The organism is Mesorhizobium kamtschaticum (assembly GCF_056174585.1).
Genome location: NZ_CM149691.1, coordinates 5,899,486 through 5,914,544, shown reverse-complemented (window position 1 = coordinate 5,914,544; position 15,059 = coordinate 5,899,486). Strand labels below are relative to the sequence as shown.

The window sequence follows — 15,059 nt, the reverse complement described above, 5'->3', positions numbered from 1 at the left end:
TGGCCTCAACAAAACTCCCCGATGCCCGTTGACGGCAGCGGCCAAAGCATCATCCAATGTTGTCACACAAGATTGATCGGAACGGGATAACGCGATGACACTGGCGGCAGCGGCGCAATCCGCGACATGGACTTTCGTCGATGGCGATTGGTTCGAGGGCAACGTCGCCATTTTGGGGCCGCGCAGCCACGCCATGTGGCTCGGTACCAGCGTGTTCGACGGCGCGCGCTGGTTCGAGGGCGTGGCGCCCGACCTCGACCTCCATGCCAGGCGGGTGAACGCCTCGGCGATCGCGCTCGGCCTCAAGCCGAACATGTCGCCCGAACAGATCGTCGGGCTGACCTGGGATGGACTGAAGAAGTTCGACGGCAAGACGGCGGTCTATATCAGGCCGATGTACTGGGCCGAGCACGGCGGCTATATGGGCGTGCCGGCCGATCCCGCTTCGACCCGTTTCTGCCTCTGCCTCTATGAATCGCCGATGATCTCGCCAACCGGGTTTTCGGTGACCGTGTCGCCATTCCGGCGTCCGACGATCGAAACCATGCCGACCAATGCCAAGGCCGGTTGCCTCTATCCCAACAATGGCCGCGCCATCCTCGAAGCCAAGATGCGCGGCTTCGACAATGCGCTGGTGCTGGACATGCTGGGCAATGTCGCCGAGACCGGAAGCTCCAACATTTTCCTGGTCAAGGATGGCCACGTGCTGACGCCGGCGCCGAACGGCACCTTCCTGTCCGGCATCACGCGCTCGCGCACGATGACGCTGCTCGGCGAGTACGGCTTCAAGACGACGGAAAAGACGCTGTCGGTGCGCGATTTCCTCGAAGCGGACGAAATTTTCTCGACAGGCAACCATTCCAAGGTGGTGCCGATCACGCGCATCGAGGATCGCGACCTGCAACCGGGGCCGGTGGCCAAGAAGGCGCGCGAGCTCTATTGGGACTGGGCGCATTCGACGTCGGCTGGCTGACGCGCCAGCCCGGCCTTTTTGTCGCTGCGCGCTTCGTCGCGGGAAAACCGTGTGACAGTTTTCCGGAACCCGCTTAGAAAGGGTACCGGCGCTTCACTTCCGGAGTTGTCCCAGCTCAATCCAGACCTATCTTAATCCGGTATCCACACCGGATTTTTCCACGAGGGAGTACTACCCATGGCTTTTGAATTGCCCGCTCTGCCCTACGACTATGAGGCCTTGCAGCCCTACATGTCGAAAGAGACGCTGGAGTATCACCACGACAAGCACCACAAGGCCTATGTCGACAACGGCAACAAGCTGGCCGCCGAGGCGGGTCTTGGCGATCTGTCGGTCGAAGAGGTGGTCAAGCAGTCGTTCGGCAAGAATGCCGGTCTCTTCAACAATGCAGCCCAGCACTACAACCACATCCATTTCTGGAAGTGGATGAAGAAGGGCGGCGGCGGCAACAAGCTGCCTGGCGCACTGCAGAAGGCTGTCGACAGCGACCTCGGCGGCTACGACAAGTTCAAGGCTGATTTCATCGCCGCCGGCACGACGCAGTTCGGTTCGGGCTGGGCCTGGGTTTCCGTCAAGGACGGCAAGCTGGCGATCTCGAAGACGCCGAACGGCGAAAACCCGCTCGTCCATGGCGCCTCGCCGATCCTCGGCGTCGACGTCTGGGAACACTCCTATTACATCGACTACCGCAACGCCCGCCCGAAATATCTCGAGGCGTTCGTCGACAGCCTGATCAACTGGGATCATGTGCTGGAACTTTACGAAAAGGCGAAGTAATCGATCGTCAGAAAGGCCCCGGCAATCCCGGGGCTTTTCTTTTTCTGTAGCGATGTCGGTGGCTGCGAAAGCCCGGCAAAAATCGCCCGGGGGAAGGGGATATTTAGCCCGCCGCTTCCGTTAACGTCCTGTCCCTAAATACCTTCATCATGGAGCCAATTGAATGAGAAAGCTTGTCATCGCCATCTCAATGCTCGCCTTCGCCGGTTCGGCGGCCTTCGCCGACCCGATCCTCGACCGGCAGGCTCTGATGAAGGAGCGTGGAAAGATCGCCGGCGGCATTTCGAAAGTAGTCAAGGGCGAGGACCCCTTTGATGCCGCTGCCGTGCTAGCGCAACTCCAGGCATTGCAGGCGAATGCCGAGAAGTTCGACGCCGACGCGTTGTTCCCGAAAGGCAGCGACGCCGGCGACACCACGGCGGGGCCGAAGATCTGGGAAGACATGGCCGGCTTCAAGGCCACCGGGGACAAGTATCTCGCCGACGTCAAGGCCGCCGTCGCAGCAGCTCCCGCCGATGTCGACGCGCTGAAGGCGCAACTCGGCATCATCGGCTCGGATTGCGGTACCTGCCATCAGAGTTACAGGATCAAGAAGGGCTGATCTCAGCCATGGCATGGCTGAAGAAGCTCGTCGGCGTGGCTCTCGTTCTGGGTGGCGCCGGCGCGGCTGCTGGCTGGCTGCTGTCGGCGCCGGTCAAGCTGGATGCGGCGACCCTGGCGCAACTCGGGCCGGGCGACGCGAGCCGGGGCAAGCGCATTTTCTATGCCGGCGGCTGCACCTCCTGCCATGCAAAGCCGGGCTCACAAGGCGATGCACGGCTTCAGCTCGTCGGCGGCCTCGAACTCAAGACGCCGTTCGGCACTTTCGTGCCGCCCAACATTTCGCAAGACCCCAAGGATGGCATCGGGGCGTGGTCGGTCGGCGACCTCGCCAACGCCATGCTCAAGGGCGTGTCGCCGTCCGGCGAGCATTTTTATCCGGCCTTTCCCTACGCGTCCTACGCCCGCATGAAGCCATCGGACATTGCCGACCTTTATGCCTTCCTCAAGACGCTGCCCGCGGTCGCCGGCAAGGCGCCGGCCAATTCGCTCGGTTTCCCCTTCAACATCCGTCGCGGCATCGGCATTTGGAAGCTGCTCTACCTCAGCCACCAGCCTGTTGTCGCCTTGCCTGATGGCACGCCTGAGCCCGTGATGGCCGGCCGCTACCTGGTCGAAGGGCCGGGCCATTGCGGCGAATGCCACACGCCGCGCGACTTCGCTGGCGGCATCAAGAAAAGCGAATGGCTTGCCGGTGCCGTGGCCGCCGAAGGCTCGGGCATTGTGCCCAACATCACATCGGGCGCCGGCGCCGTCGCCAAATGGTCGGAAGCCGATATCGCCAACTATCTCGAAACCGGCTTCACGCCTGATTTCGATTCCGTTGGCGGCGCGATGGTCGACGTGCAGCGCAACATGGCTGAGCTGACACCGGAGGACCGGGCCGCGATCGCCGCCTACCTCAAGGCAGTACCGCCGCACCCGAACGGTTATCCCGCACGCAAGAAACCGACTGCGAATTGATTATCGACTACAGGTGCCGGTCGCCGAGGAAGTCGAAGCCCGTTTCGAAGAAGAGATTGTAGTTGCAGGTCATCTCCTCGCCGGCTGCGATGTCGCGCAAGGCGTAGGTTTCCTCGGGCGACGAGACATCGCAATTCGGCTCGTCGTCATGGTTCATGTAGCGGGCGTCGTCGGCTTCGAAGACGATATAGGCCGGATCGCGCCGGTCGGGGTAGGAATAGCGGTCGAGATAGTTCTTCACCGGCCCGGTCTCGCCCTCATAGGTCTCGACGTCGATGATCCGGTCGAACCGGGGGTCGAGCTTCCAGACCAGCGTGCCCTTGGCAATGTGGCTCTTGGCAAAGACACCGATGCCCTGGATGGGCGATTTGTCGAGATAGACGTCGACGAGCAGCATAATGGACCCTTGTGCGAGCGTAGGCTTTGTTGCCCCAGGAAAATCGTGCTTTGGGTAGCGCGCGGGCGTCGCAATTGCGAGCGGAAATGAGCAATTCGGAATTCAAAAAGTCATGATCATCATGCCTGCCGGATGGCGCGCGCTGGCCGCTGTCAGCGTTGCTGCAGCGCCAGACGGACGCCCAGGGCGCAGTAGATGCCGCCGACCACCTTGCCCTGCCATTTCAGCACTGTCGGATTTCGGCGCAGGAAACTGCCGAGCCGACCGGCGCTTAACGCAAAGATGACCGTGCTGAAAAGGCCCAGCGCGACGAAGACAATTCCCAATGCGGCCAATTGAAGTATCACGGATCCGTTTTCGGGCCGCACGAACTGAGGCAGGAATGCGAGGAAGAACAGCGCGGTCTTGGGGTTGAGCACCTCGGTCAGGACAGCCTGTCGAAACGCCTTGCCGGCAGGGATGGCGAGCGCGCCGGCGGTCGGATCGGCCGGCGTCTTCTCGATGATCGCGCGAATGCCGAGGTAAACGAGATAGGCCGCGCCGATGTACTTTACGATGCTGAACAGTGTCGCCGACGTGGCGATGATCGCCGAGATGCCGACCATCGCCATGACAGTGTGAAACATGTCGCCGGCCGCGATCCCGGCACCGGTTGCGATTCCGACCCTCGTTCCCGAACTCGTTGCCCGGGCGATCGTCAGCAGCGTGGCTGGACCCGGGATAAAGACGAAGCCGAGCACGACGGCGATGTAGGCTATCAATGTCGACAGATCGATCATCGGAGGGTCTCCTCAGCAAGCTGCGCCTTCCCGTCACCTTCAGCGCGAAGGAATAGGTATAGGCGATTTCCTCGAGCCTTGAGAACCGGCCCGACGCGCCGGCATGGCCAGAATCCATGTTGATCTTGAACAGCACCGGATTGTCGCCGCTCTTGCGTTCGCGCAGCCGCGCCACCCATTGGCCGGTTCCCAATAGGTGACGCGCGGATCGGTGAGGCCGGCAAGCGCCAGGATTGGCGGATAGTCGAGCGCCGCGACATTGTCGTAGGGCGAGTAGGCGGCGATCGTCCGGTAGTCGTCGGCCGACGCGATCGGGTTGCCCCATTCCGGCCATTCCGGCGGCGTCAGCGGCAGGGTCGCGTCGAGCATGGTGGTGAGAACGTCGACGAACGGAACCTCGGCGACGATGCCGCCAAAGCACTCCGGCGCCATGTTGGCGATGGCGCCCATCAGCATGCCGCCGGCCGAGCCGCCTTGCGCGACCATGCGGTCATGCGCGGTATAGCGCTCGGCAACGAGGTGGCGCGCACAGGCGATGAAATCCGTGAAGGTATTCATCTTGTGCTCCCGCTTGCCGTCATCGTACCAGCCGTAGCCCTTGTCCTTGCCGCCACGGACGTGGGCGATGGCGTAGACGAAGCCGCGGTCGACCAGCGACAGGCAGTTGGTGTTGAAGGCTGCCGGCACGGTGATGCCGTAGGAGCCGTAACCATAGAGCAGGCACGGTGCCGATCCATCGAGCGGCGTGTCGCGATGGTGCAGAAGCGAGATCGGCACCAACTCGCCATCGGCGGCGGGCGCCATCAGCCGCCTGGTGGCATAGTGGTCCGCATCATGGCCGGATGGCACTTCCTGGGTCTTGAGCAATACACGCTCGCGGGTGCGCATATTGTAGTCGAACACCTGCGCCGGCGTCGTCATCGACGAATAGGAAAAGCGCATGATCTCGGTGTCGTATTCATAGGAACCCGACAGGCCGAGCGAGAATGCTTCCTCATCGAGAGACAGAAGATGCTCTTCACCGCTGGTGCGGTCGCGCACGACGATGCGCGGCAGGCCCTCCTTGCGTTCGAGCCGGACCATATGGTCCTTGAAACCGATCACCGACAGGATCAGCCGGCCCGGCTCATGCGCCACCAGCTCCTGCCAGTTGGCGCGGACCGGATCGCTTGCCGGCGCCGTCATGATCTTGAAGTCCTCGGCGCCGTCGGCATTGGTCAGGATGAAGAAAATGTCGCCGCCTTCCTCCAGCTCATATTGCAGGCCGACCTCTCGCGCCGAAACCAGCTTGGGCTCGGCAAACGGATCGCTGGCGCTCAACAGGCGGTATTCCGAGGTCTCGTGATCGTTGATGCCGATCATGATCCATTGGTTGTTGCGGGTGCCGTCGACATTCATGAAGAAGCCGGGATCGGTTTCCTCATAGATCAGGCGGTCGTTTTCAGGGTCTTGTCCCAATGCGTGGAACAGCACTTTCGACGGCCGGTGGTTGGGGTCGAGACGCGTATAGAAGAACCCGTCATTGCCCGCGTCCCACACGCCCGAACCGCCGGTGGCGGGAATCTGGTCCGCCAGTTCCTTGCCGTCGGCAAGATCGCGCACGCGCAGGGTGTAGAATTCGGAACCCTTGTCGTCGAAGGCCCACAGCAGCTTGCGGTGGTCGGCCGAATGATCGACGCCGCCAAGCCGGAAATAGGCCTTACCCTCCGCCTCAAGGTCACCGTTGAGCAGGATCTGCTCAACTCCGCCGTCGCGCGGCATGCGGAAATAGCGCGGCTGCTCGCCGCCGAGCTTGAAGGAAGAACCATAGGCATAGGGTCCGTCTTTCATAGGAACGGAAGAATCGTCTTCCTTGATGCGGGCCTTCATCTCCTTGAAAAGCTGCTTCCGCAGGTCTGAAGTGTCGGCCATCAGCTTCGACTGGTAGGCATTCTCGGCTTCGAGTTCGGCACGGATACCCGCATCGAGCAGGGAAGGATCCCTGAACATCTCCTGCCAGTTGTCGGCCCGCAGCCAGGCATATTCATCGGTTCGCGTGATGCCGTGATGCGTGTCGAAAACCGGCCGCTTCTCGGGTGTCGGCGGGCTGACGATCGGAAATCGGGGAGTGTTGGTCATTGCGTCTCGCTTGGGAAATATCTTGAATGGCGAATGAATACGCTGATCAGGGTGGGTTCAAGGGCCGCAGCCTAGAGTTGGTGCCGGCTCCATGAGATGAGTTGGGGAGGAAAGATGATGACTGTTCGATCTCGGATTGCTGCGACTTTCGCCGTTGCTTCGCTAACTCTGGTCTTTGCCGGCCAGTCTCATGCGACCGTATTCGCGGCTTGGCAAGTGGCCAATGTGCCGTTCGGCGACACGCTCAATGTGCGTAAGTATCCGTCCGGCACATCGCAGAAGCAGGCCGCATACCCGAACGGGACCGTCCTGCAGATGACCGGACGCTGCACCGGTGGCATAAACCTGCTCGATATCGCCAATCAACCGGCATGGAAGCAGCAGCAGACGGTTCGCTATCGCTGGTGCGAGGTCTGGTATGACCCGGCCAACAACGGCGCCTTCGTCACCGGCTGGGCCTATGGCAAGTACATCACCCCGTATTGATCGACCACCAGCGTTTGTCCTGACAGCATGGTCGCCTGGTTGCCTGCGAAAAAGATGAGCGGCAACCTGAGGTTTTGTGGACAGATGTGAACAACCAAGATTGTCGGCTCGATGGCAAAGCAAACCAGAGCATTGAAATCTGCTTTGTGAGTTATCGCGAATGTAACGATCAGCTGACGTAACGTCAGCCTTTGCCGGTTTGGCGCGAAAAATATCGAAAAATTACATGATGCACGAAAGATTGAAGCTGATTGGCGAATAGTTGATCAGCATTCCCAAATATAATGCAAAGGGCGAATTGACTTACTTGCTCTTCGGTCGCATTGATGTGCCCGCGACACGAATCGCAGAAACTCTACCTGCTCAAAATTCGTGCAATGCCCTGCCTGTAAAAAAGGGCGCAGACCACGTAACTCTTGTTGGGGCCTGAAGACCATGGATATTGTCGAAACACCTTCCAGAAACAGTGACGCGCTGATCGAGCTGACCGCCGATGTGGTGGCCGCCTATGTCAGTAACAATCCCGTGCCGGTCGGCGAACTGCCGAACCTCATATCAGATGTCCATGCCGCTCTCGGGCGTGTGGGCGGAACCGCCGAACAGCCCCCTGCCGACAAGCAGAAGCCGGCTGTCAACCCGAAGCGCTCTGTTCATGACGACTACATTGTCTGTCTTGAAGACGGCAAGAAGTTCAAGTCGCTCAAGCGTCACCTGATGACCCACTATGATCTGACGCCGGACCAGTATCGCGAAAAGTGGAATCTCGACCCGAGCTATCCGATGGTTGCCCCGAACTATGCGGCAGCCCGCTCGCAGCTCGCCAAGAAGATGGGCCTTGGCCGCAAGCGCAAGGCGCGGTAATCGCCTGCTCTGTCAGGTCGAACCGACATCAACGGCGCCTTCGGGCGCCGTTTGATTTTGGGGACGTGACAGGACCCTGCCGGTCTGCTCAGGCGGTCTGGGCGAGTGCCATCTCGGCATCGCGCTTGATGCGCTTGACCATCGAGCGAAGACCGTTGGCGCGCTGCGGCGACAGGTGCTCGTCCAGGCCGAGCTCTTTCAGCGTCGCTTCCGCATCGGTTTTCTGGATCTCGCTGGCGGCCCTTCCGGAAAACAGCGCCAGCATGATCGCCACCAGGCCGCGCACGATATGGGCGTCCGAATCGCCCGTGAAGGTGATGACCGGATCGCTGCCCGGTCCCCGTTCGGTGGTCAGCCAGACCTGGCTGACGCAGCCCGGCACCTTGTTGGCTGCATTGCGCTTCTCATCGGGAAAAGGCGGCAGCGCCTCGCCCAGTTCGATCACATAGCGGTAGCGGTCTTCCCATTCGTCGAGGAACGAAAAATCGTCGCGGATCGTCTGGATCGTGGTCGTCATGACCCCGGATATAGTCATGCAGCAGTGCCGCGTCACGGAAAAAACAAGGACACCGCGGGCGTCGAGAGGGCAGACGGCCCGCGGTGCGCCGTCGAGACGGCTTAATTCTTTATCGGCAGGTTGACGGTCTCGGGCAGGACAATCTCTTGCGGCACGCTGCCCGTCATTGTCGAGGTGTCAGGGCCGGCGGACTTGTCGTCCAGCATGGCGGCCGCGATCTTGGCGGTCTCCTTGGCGCGCGCGGTGATGGTGTGCATCGCCGACTTGCCGGTTTCGCAGACATCGGGCTTGCGTTCGCAGATGCCGGCGATGTCGCCGACGGCGTCACGGGCCGCGAACAGGGCCTGGATCGGCCCGACGCTGTCCTGCCCCGGCTCGGAACCGACGCTCAGCGGCAGCGCCAGCAGCACCAGTGAAAACCAGAAAGCCATTCTTATCAGGAAGAACATGCCTTGCCTCTCGTCGTGACCGGATCATGCATCATATGGCATGACCTCTTTATGGGCAGGATGTTGGCACACAGGCACGAAGGACGGCTTGCAGGTTCGCCGAGAATTTTCCTCAAATTTTAGGCAAATTCGAAACGAAGCGTTTTGTGATGGATTTGTTTCATATCGGGACGATTTTGCTTACCCCTTGATAACCATTTATCCGGTTGTTTCCATTGCATTTTCTCTAAACTAGGCCGCTTCTCGCCGCGCCCATGGTCCGCTGATGGCAGGCGTTCGGGGATAACCCTCCATTTACTATGGCGGCATTTGCCCCGGTTTTCGGCAGCAAGCATCCCGATATTTGCCACAGGCCGGGCTTTGGTCGGCCCTGCCTTATCCATTCCTTAAACGCTGGATGAGAGTTTCAGAGCCAACCAAAACAATCTGCAAAAGCAGAGCTGTTCACGACGAGTGCGAGTGCGTTGAGTTGATGCCGATCAAGGCCAGATACGCTGAATTGCCTGGCGCGATTGCCGCCGGTTGCGAACGTATGGTCCATCCCTCGAATTCTTGGGCAGAGCGGGCGCGAGCGCCAGCGCCGCTTCATCGGCGTCATGCTGGCGGCGCCATTCTTTGCCGCCGGTGCCGCGGTCACGCTGGTTACGTCAGGCATGGGTGCCGCGGTGACCATGGCCGCCATTTTCGCGGCCTTCGGTCTGTGCTGGTTCATCGCCCTGCTGGTGGCGGCGACCGGCAGGATGGCCACGGCGGCACCGGTCGCCCTGGCGATGGCGGCTGTTGCCCTTGGCGGTCTGATCGCCGCCGCCGGCGGGTTGAGTTCTCCTGTCGCCATGCTTGCCGTGGCGCTGCCGTTCGAAGCCTGGTGGATCGGCGCCTCACGGCGTGCGGCCCTGTGGGGAGCGGTCTCTGCCATTGCCGCCATTGCCCTTCAGCCTCTGGCTGCGGCTTTCTTGCCCTTCGCGGGCGCGCAGATAGCCGCCTGGCATTGGCTGGTGCCGTTGGCCTGGGCGCTGACACTGATCCCGCGCCTATCGGCGTTTCGCGATAGTGCCGGTGTGGCCGATACGCTGGATAGCGGTGACCGGCTGGAAGACCTCATCGACGCGGTGATCTTGCGGGTCGCCCGCCACGGTGAGGTGCTCGATGCCTCGGCCAAGGCGCGCACACTTTTGAAATTGCCGCCGGAACTGCTTTCCGGAACCGGCCTCTTCGACCGCGTCCACCTGTCGGACCGTGTCTCCTATCTCAGCGCCCTGGCCGACATGCGTGATGGTGCTGCCTCGCGCCGCCTCGAATTGCGCATCAGGCTGCCCCAGAACGGCAATGGCCAGAGTGACAATCGCCAAAATGACAGTCGCCAAAATGACAGTCGCTTGGTGGCTGACAACTATCGACCGTTCCTGCTCGAACTGCTGCGCGCCGAGGAACAGGGCGACGTCTTCACGCTCATCCTGCGCGAGAATGACGAGACGGCCCGGCTGCGTGAGGAACTCGCGCAGGCCAATGAGGCGGCAGCCGCAGCAGAGGTGGCCAAGGGTCGGTTCCTGGCGGTGGTGAGCCATGAGCTGCGCACGCCGTTGAACGCCATCATCGGCTTCTCGGACATGCTGCTGCACGAGATGTTCGGTGCCTTCAAGGATCCGCGCCAGAAGGAATATGTCGGCCTGGTGCGGGATTCGGGCCAGCATCTGCTGGCCGTCGTGACATCCATACTCGACGTGTCGCGGATCGAATCCGGCGCCTACGCGGCGGAACCGGAGCCGTTCCGGTTCATGGAAGCCGTCGACATGTGCCAGTCGATGATGAGCCTGCAGGCGCAGGCCAAGAACATCGACCTGCAGGCGCAGATCGCTCCCGACGCCGGCGACATCAATGCCGATCGCCGCGCCGTGCAGCAGATACTGATCAACCTCGTCTCCAATGCGATCAAGTTCACACCCGACGGCGGCGATGTCGTCGTCGGCGCCAAGCGGATCGGCTCGCGTCTGCATTTCTGGGTCAGGGATACCGGCATCGGCATCGCCGAGGAGGATTTCGCCAATCTCGGCAAGCCCTTCATGCAGATCCAGAACGACTATACGCGCCGTTTCGAGGGGACCGGCCTTGGCCTGTCACTGGTGAAGGGGCTGGTGGCGCTGCACGAAGGCACCATGTCGATCGAAAGCATGCCGGGTGAGGGCACCACGGTGACCATCAGCCTGCCGGTCAACGGGCCGAAGGGGCGCCCGGCGAACCAGGCAGGGGTGCTGACGATGCCGGTGACGAGGGCGAAAGGGGACAGAAATGGCTCGCTCCGCAAAACAGCCTAAGGCGGTCAAACGCCGCAGCAACGCCTTTCAGGATGGCGCCATCGCCGTCGGCGGGATGATTTCGCGCAATCCCGTTTTGGTGGGCGGATCGACGGCATTCCTGGTGACGCTGTTCTATGTCTCGGCGAATGCGCTGTGGTATCAGCCTTTCCCGCATGCCGGGGCGTTCTTCGCCACCCGCAGCGTCCACGCTTTTCCGCACGCCGCGGCTGACGAGCCGGAGACGACATTCAACATTGAACGACCCAGTGCCGCGCCGTCGCCGGTCAAGGGCGACCCGGTCGTCGAGCAGGTGCAAGGCATATTGAAGGATCTCGACTTCTATCCCGGCACGGTCGACGGCATTTCCGGCCCGAACACGCGCAAGGCCATTCAGGCCTATCAGCAGAAGGTCGGGCTCAACGCTTCCGGCGAGATCGACGCGCTGCTGCTGGATCAGCTTGGCGCAACGCCGAAGACCGCTGCCGTGCCCAAACCACAGCCTCGTCCAGACGTGGCGCCGACCGCCGTTCCGGTGTCGTTGCAGACAAATTCCGGGCAGACGAATGCTGGCCAGACGAATGCTGGGCAAACGGATGCGGCCCCGACCCAGGGACCCGATCCCCGTATCGTCAAGATCCAGGCCGGGCTCAAGGCGTTCGGCAATGACAATATGCAGCTGGACGGTGTCGTCGGTGCGCGCACCAAGGCGGCGATCAAGGAATTCCAGTCGCTGTTCGGACTGCCGCAGACCGGCGAACCCGACGAGATCGTCTACGTCAAGATGCGCGAGATCGGCCTGACAAACTAAGGCCTGAAACGACGGCTCGCCGAGCGGCGGAAATATCGCTAGATAGCCGCACGCTTTCGGAGCTGTCTCATGCGCGTTACATCGGATCTTTGGGTTTCTGCCTTGGTGCGCCGGGTTTTCGGCGCCGGCGGATTTGCCGCCGTGGCCAACCGGGGCGCGACCGAGGCCGGTGCTGTTTTCGTGCTGGCGCGGGGCAGGCTGGGCGAAATCGCCCTCTACGGGCCGGCGCCGCAGACAAGCTACGATTCGGCCAAGCCGGACGACCGTTTCTTCAGTCTTCTCGCCGCAGGCGATGATCAGTCCGTGCTCGATGCCCGTCTTGAAAGGGAAAAGAAATTCGATCCCGACATCTGGGTGGTCGAGATCGAGGCCGGCACTGTTCCCGTCGAGGAACTTATTTCCGTGAAGACGCCCTGAGGCCGGGAGCCGCGGCTTCGTCGCTGTTCGAGGCCTTGCGGCTGTCGCTATTCGCGGGTTCGGCTTGGCGGACCACCCTGGCCAGCGTTTCGGCTTTCCATCCCCGCACCCGGTCCAGAGCGACATCGCGGTGCATCAGGCGGTAGCGGTCGAGATAGGTGCGGATGGCCTGCGGATGCGGGAACAGGCTGGGATAGATGGCGACCGTGATCAGGAAGGCCCGATCCTCACTGAAGTCGAGCGAGCGTAGCGCCGCAAGCAGTGAGGCATAGTTCTGGTTGGCGGTCAGCGCGCGCGCGGTCGAGAAATCAATGTCGAGGGCATCCGCCAGCGCGGTCTGGAAGAACGCGGCGTTTCCCGTCAGCGCCGTCTCGCGCAGTTTGACATAGGTGTCGGAGCCAGGGAACGCATCGACCTTCGCCGCCAAAGCTTCGTCGCCGGTGCGCATCATGGAGCGCAGCCTGCGCCGCGCATTCTCTGCGGCAATGCCGGAGGGCTCTTGCCCTGTCGCGCTGTCCTCGGCCGCGTCCGCAGTGACGACTGCGACGGTTGGCGCCGCGGGAGCCTGCACCTCCGGATCCCGCACCCGCACCAATGTCGGTCTTTCGAGCGCCCGGATCAGGTCGGCGATGGTCGGGTTCAGGTCCTTGCGTCGGGCTATGGCGCGCGCATGCGGCAGGCCGTGCCGGCCGATCAGCGCGATCAGGTCGATATCGCTGACGGCGCGCGAGCGGATCAGCAGCGGTGCGGCAATGTCGACCGGTTCTTCGCAGAGGCGACGCACGAGCGCTGCGGGGGCATATTCGCATTCGGAAAGGGCGGCCGCCACATAGCGTCGCGATTCGACGGATACATCGTCGAACAGCGGCAGCGTCAGGTCTTCGAGCTGGCCGATCTCACGGCGGGACGGCCGGGTCAGCGAACAGAACGCCGACACCGCGGCGCGGAACAGCCTTTCAGCTCTACCCGATTCCGTTCGTACAGCGATTTGCCTGAAGTCCGAAGATGACACGAAGGATACCCGATACTCGATACACAGCCTTGATCATGCTCAACCGGGACCATGTCGGTTTCGCGACTACCAAGAACAAAGATCAAGTTAGCGGCGATCCGTTAGCGCTCCGTTAACCCTCTGCCGGCCTTAATGATATTTGGAGGCGTTGCGTTGTGCTCCGGGGAAACCGAGAGGAATGCGCGAATCATGGGCATGGTACTGTCTTTCGTGCCGCGTGCGGCACCGACCAATCGAGCCAAGCAAACCACCGAAATACCGGCGGCGGTGATCATCTTTCCCGGCATCCGCTATGAGCGGTCCAGCACTGGCGAGACGCGCCCTGCCGGGCCCGATAAGCCGGGATCGCCACGGACACCGGTGCCGCACCACTGAGCCTTGCTGAAGCCACGACCTGATCCGTCAGGCCATTGGCTCTGGGGCTCTGATCAGTGGCCTAGAAATCCTGCAGCTCGCAGGAACTCTGATCAAGAAAGCGCGACACGGTCGGCTTCCAGCTGTCGTCCGGCACGAAGCTGCGAATGACGAAGATGCCCTCGTCGATCGGCGCTTCGACGAAGATCGCTCCTTGCAAATCCTCGGGCAAGTCCTTGCGCACGTCGATCATCTGCGCCGGCGTCAGCACGACCGCATCAAGCTTACCGTCGGTCGCGGTATGGTCGTTGAAGGAATAGATGTTGTGGCCGTTGCGGTCATAGACCGACACCGACCAGAAGGGGACATTCCCCGGCGCCTTGATCCGGACCATGCCTTCCTCGAGGTCGAACCGGCAGGCGGTGGCGTAGAACAGCGGGTCGACCGATTTCACCACCGGCGCGCCGCCAGCCTCGGCATCGAGCCGGTTCATCCGGTAGAGATCGGACGCCATCGACAGTCGCGACCAGGCGTCGCGTTCCGAAAATTCCGGCACCAGAAGCAGCACGACGATGTGCACGATGCCGGCGCCGACCAGGCCGAGTAGGACGGCGTGAAAGAGCCTGCGCAGCGCGGCCAGGACATTACGCATCGCAGCCGGCCTTCACGATCCTCGGAAGCGACACGTCCGACAGGCCGGTGCTGCTGGCGATCGGCGTGTCGTAGAAGGTCAGGACGAAATACATCCGCCCGGAACCGTCGGTCAGAAGCCAGTTGCCGGACATCGGGTGATGGCCGACCGAAATGATCACCGAATTGTCGGCCTGGCGCAGCACCTCGTAGGACTGAAGGGCTGCGAGTCGCGGCTTGCCGGTCTCGACGACGCCGAGCGATTGATCGGCGGCATAGAGTGTCCAGAAACGGGCGGTCGGGAATCCGCCCTCTATCCTGTAGCTGCATTCCCGCTTGAGCTGGTCGCCGGCAGCGTCATTTTCCGCGACGAAGGACAGGCCCTCGGCGCGGCCGAGCGCAAGCACGCCCTCGCGCGCCACGCGCGCCTTTGAATAGGGATCGGCGGCCGGCGTGCCGATGTCGGGGAAGGCGGTCCATTGGCCGATGCGGATAGCGCCGACGCCATCCTGGATCTTCAGCGCATACCAGACGCTGGCGCCACCGCCGCCAATGGCTATGGCAAGCGAAAGCAGCATCAGGAAGGCATTCTTGAGCATGAAGGGCCGCGTGCGCGAAGGATTG

At 61.9% G+C, this 15,059-nt stretch carries 16 protein-coding genes and 2 pseudogenes; 10 read left to right on the top strand and 8 right to left on the bottom strand.

Going from position 1 to position 15,059, the window contains the following annotated elements; translation table 11 throughout:
• Positions 1–94: 94 nt before the first annotated feature.
• From AC0V7N_RS29535 to AC0V7N_RS29520, 4 genes are all read left to right on the top strand, one after another.
• Complete coding sequence (locus tag AC0V7N_RS29535; RefSeq protein WP_475451717.1) at positions 95–973, top strand: branched-chain amino acid aminotransferase; 879 nt, start codon at positions 95–97, stop codon at positions 971–973.
• 177 nt (positions 974–1,150) lie between these two features.
• Complete coding sequence (locus tag AC0V7N_RS29530) at positions 1,151–1,750, top strand: superoxide dismutase (protein ID WP_013532667.1); 600 nt, start codon at positions 1,151–1,153, stop codon at positions 1,748–1,750.
• A gap of 163 nt (positions 1,751–1,913) precedes the next feature.
• Positions 1,914–2,351 carry a c-type cytochrome gene (locus AC0V7N_RS29525; RefSeq protein ID WP_475451716.1) on the top strand — a complete coding sequence of 146 codons (438 nt, stop codon included), beginning with the start codon at positions 1,914–1,916 and terminating at the stop codon, positions 2,349–2,351.
• Positions 2,352–2,359: 8 nt separating this feature from the next.
• Positions 2,360–3,313, top strand: coding sequence for a c-type cytochrome (locus AC0V7N_RS29520; protein WP_475451714.1), 954 nt, complete (start codon positions 2,360–2,362; stop codon positions 3,311–3,313).
• 7 nt (positions 3,314–3,320) lie between these two features.
• Here the strand turns inward: AC0V7N_RS29520 and AC0V7N_RS29515 are convergent, their stop codons facing one another.
• The 3 genes and pseudogenes from AC0V7N_RS29515 to AC0V7N_RS29505 all read right to left on the bottom strand — a co-directional run.
• Complete coding sequence (locus AC0V7N_RS29515) at positions 3,321–3,710, bottom strand: SET domain-containing protein (RefSeq protein ID WP_475451713.1); 390 nt, start codon at positions 3,708–3,710, stop codon at positions 3,321–3,323.
• 152 nt (positions 3,711–3,862) lie between these two features.
• Complete coding sequence (locus AC0V7N_RS29510) at positions 3,863–4,489, bottom strand: LysE family translocator (protein WP_475451712.1); 627 nt, start codon at positions 4,487–4,489, stop codon at positions 3,863–3,865.
• Between the two features lie 16 nt (positions 4,490–4,505).
• Positions 4,506–6,607 (bottom strand): annotated as a pseudogene (locus tag AC0V7N_RS29505) (S9 family peptidase); the annotation flags it as partial.
• 117 nt (positions 6,608–6,724) lie between these two features.
• Here AC0V7N_RS29505 and AC0V7N_RS29500 point away from each other — a divergent pair.
• Positions 6,725–7,093, top strand: a complete 369-nt coding sequence (locus AC0V7N_RS29500; protein WP_475451710.1) for an SH3 domain-containing protein — start codon at positions 6,725–6,727, stop codon at positions 7,091–7,093.
• A gap of 435 nt (positions 7,094–7,528) precedes the next feature.
• Complete coding sequence (locus AC0V7N_RS29495) at positions 7,529–7,954, top strand: Ros/MucR family transcriptional regulator (protein ID WP_095089970.1); 426 nt, start codon at positions 7,529–7,531, stop codon at positions 7,952–7,954.
• Positions 7,955–8,042: 88 nt separating this feature from the next.
• Here the strand turns inward: AC0V7N_RS29495 and AC0V7N_RS29490 are convergent, their stop codons facing one another.
• Both AC0V7N_RS29490 and AC0V7N_RS29485 read right to left on the bottom strand, forming a co-directional pair.
• Entirely contained in the window at positions 8,043–8,471 is a 429-nt protein-coding gene (locus tag AC0V7N_RS29490; RefSeq protein ID WP_475460542.1) for a SufE family protein, read from the bottom strand.
• Positions 8,472–8,572: 101 nt separating this feature from the next.
• Positions 8,573–8,920: a DUF5330 domain-containing protein gene (locus tag AC0V7N_RS29485; protein ID WP_475451708.1), complete on the bottom strand. Its 348-nt coding sequence runs from the start codon at positions 8,918–8,920 to the stop codon at positions 8,573–8,575.
• Positions 8,921–9,452: 532 nt separating this feature from the next.
• Here AC0V7N_RS29485 and AC0V7N_RS29480 point away from each other — a divergent pair.
• The 3 genes and pseudogenes from AC0V7N_RS29480 to AC0V7N_RS29470 all read left to right on the top strand — a co-directional run bounded on the left by AC0V7N_RS29480 (position 9,453) and on the right by AC0V7N_RS29470 (position 12,439).
• Positions 9,453–11,232: pseudogene (locus tag AC0V7N_RS29480) on the top strand (PAS domain-containing sensor histidine kinase).
• Positions 11,207–12,022, top strand: a complete 816-nt coding sequence (locus AC0V7N_RS29475; protein ID WP_475451706.1) for a peptidoglycan-binding domain-containing protein — start codon at positions 11,207–11,209, stop codon at positions 12,020–12,022. Before AC0V7N_RS29480 ends, AC0V7N_RS29475 begins: the two are co-directional and overlap by 26 nt.
• A 69-nt stretch (positions 12,023–12,091) precedes the next feature.
• Complete coding sequence (locus AC0V7N_RS29470) at positions 12,092–12,439, top strand: DUF1491 family protein (RefSeq protein ID WP_475451705.1); 348 nt, start codon at positions 12,092–12,094, stop codon at positions 12,437–12,439.
• Here the strand turns inward: AC0V7N_RS29470 and AC0V7N_RS29465 are convergent.
• On the bottom strand, positions 12,417–13,451 hold the full coding sequence (locus AC0V7N_RS29465) for a hypothetical protein (protein ID WP_475451704.1): 1,035 nt from the start codon (positions 13,449–13,451) through the stop codon (positions 12,417–12,419). The two genes, AC0V7N_RS29470 and AC0V7N_RS29465, sit on opposite strands and share 23 nt — an antisense overlap.
• A 189-nt stretch (positions 13,452–13,640) precedes the next feature.
• Between AC0V7N_RS29465 and AC0V7N_RS29460 the strand changes: the two genes are divergently transcribed.
• On the top strand, positions 13,641–13,826 hold the full coding sequence (locus AC0V7N_RS29460; RefSeq protein ID WP_095204290.1) for a hypothetical protein: 186 nt from the start codon (positions 13,641–13,643) through the stop codon (positions 13,824–13,826).
• A 61-nt stretch (positions 13,827–13,887) separates the two neighbouring features.
• Here the strand turns inward: AC0V7N_RS29460 and AC0V7N_RS29455 are convergent, their stop codons facing one another.
• Positions 13,888–14,457: a DUF1254 domain-containing protein gene (locus AC0V7N_RS29455; protein ID WP_475451703.1), complete on the bottom strand. Its 570-nt coding sequence runs from the start codon at positions 14,455–14,457 to the stop codon at positions 13,888–13,890.
• On the bottom strand, positions 14,450–15,034 hold the full coding sequence (locus AC0V7N_RS29450) for a DUF1214 domain-containing protein (protein WP_475451702.1): 585 nt from the start codon (positions 15,032–15,034) through the stop codon (positions 14,450–14,452). Before AC0V7N_RS29450 ends, AC0V7N_RS29455 begins: the two co-directional genes overlap by 8 nt.
• Between the last annotated feature and the right edge of the window lie 25 nt (positions 15,035–15,059).